This is a genomic window from Micromonospora sp. LOL_021, assembly GCF_048060215.1.
Taxonomy (GTDB): domain Bacteria; phylum Actinomycetota; class Actinomycetes; order Mycobacteriales; family Micromonosporaceae; genus Micromonospora_E.
Map to the genome: position 1 here is coordinate 1 of NZ_JBHMIN010000129.1, position 1,193 is coordinate 1,193.

The following is a 1,193-nucleotide window of genomic DNA, read 5'->3' on the forward strand; positions in this document are numbered from 1 at the left end:
AGTAGTGGCGTGCGAGGTCGGGGAACTCCTGCCGCAGGCGGCGCGACGAGACGCCCTTGAGTGAGTTGACCAGGCGGGAAACGGCGACTTTGGGTGGATGGTCGACCAGCAGGTGGACGTGGCTGTGGCCGCCGTTGAACTCGACCAGCTCGGCCTCGAAGTCCGTGCATACGTCCCGCATGATCGCCTCCATGCGGGACAGGTGCCGGTCGGCGAACACCGCGTGCCGGAACTTCGTCACGAAGACCAAGTGAACATGCATCGCGAAGACACAGTGCCTGCCGGTACGGACATCCTCAACTTATGCCATAGACCAATATGATATCGTGTGGTTCGTGCAGCTCCGGTACCAGTTCCGGGTCTACCCGACACCCGGCCAGCAGATCGCGCTGGCCCGGGCGTTCGGATGCGCCCGGGCGGTGTTCAACGACGGGCTGCGCGCACGGCAGACCGCCCACGAGCAGGGCCTGCCGTACGTGTCGGACGCCGAACTGTCGAAGCGGGTCATCACGCGGGCCAAGACGACACCGGAACGGGCGTGGCTCGGCGAGGTGTCCGGCGGTGATGTTGCAGCAGACCCTCGCGGACCTCAACACCGCGTACCGCAACTTCTTCCACTCCGTGTCGGGCAGGCGTAAAGGCCGCACGGTGGCCCCGCCGAGGTTCCGGTCCCCGTAAGGACAACCGGCAGGCCATCCGCTTCACCCGCAACTCCCGGTTCACGGTCCTGGACAACGGCCGTCTGCGGCTGCCGAAGATCGGCGACCTCACGGTCCGCTGGTCCCGGACACTGCCGTCGGACCCGTCGTCCGTGACGGTCATCCGGGACGCCGCCGGAAGGTACTTCGCCTCGTTCGTCGTGCAGACCAGCGAGGACGAGCCGCTGCCCGAGGTGGACGCCGAGGTCGGCATCGACCTGGGCCTGACGCACTTCGCCGTCATGTCCGACGGCACGAAGGTCGCCGCACCCAGGTTCCTGCGCCGCGCGGCCCGCAGGCTCAAACGGCTGCAACAGGCACTGTCCCGCAAACGGCGGAGCAGCAACCGCCGCAGGAAGGCCGTCGTGAAGGTCGCCAGGGCGCACGCCCGGATGGCCGACACCCGGCGGGACTGGCAGCACAAGCTGTCCACAACGATCATCCGCGAGAATCAAGCGGTGTACGTCGAGGACCTGTGTGTCGTCGGTCTCGGCC

General features: G+C 67.2%; 3 protein-coding genes. 2 read left to right on the plus strand and 1 reads right to left on the minus strand.

Annotated elements, in window-relative coordinates; genetic code table 11:
• Nucleotides 1–262 (minus strand): IS200/IS605 family transposase (gene tnpA, locus ACFHWT_RS31290; protein WP_416598297.1); only part of this gene is annotated, 262 nt, incomplete at its 3' end.
• A gap of 73 nt (nucleotides 263–335) precedes the next feature.
• On the opposite strand from tnpA, the gene ACFHWT_RS31295 reads away from it, so the two are divergent.
• Complete coding sequence (locus ACFHWT_RS31295) at nucleotides 336–638, plus strand: helix-turn-helix domain-containing protein (protein ID WP_416598299.1); 303 nt, start codon at nucleotides 336–338, stop codon at nucleotides 636–638.
• Between the two features lie 89 nt (nucleotides 639–727).
• Nucleotides 728–1,193: RNA-guided endonuclease InsQ/TnpB family protein (locus ACFHWT_RS31300; protein ID WP_416598301.1), on the plus strand; the 466-nt coding region annotated here is incomplete at its 3' end.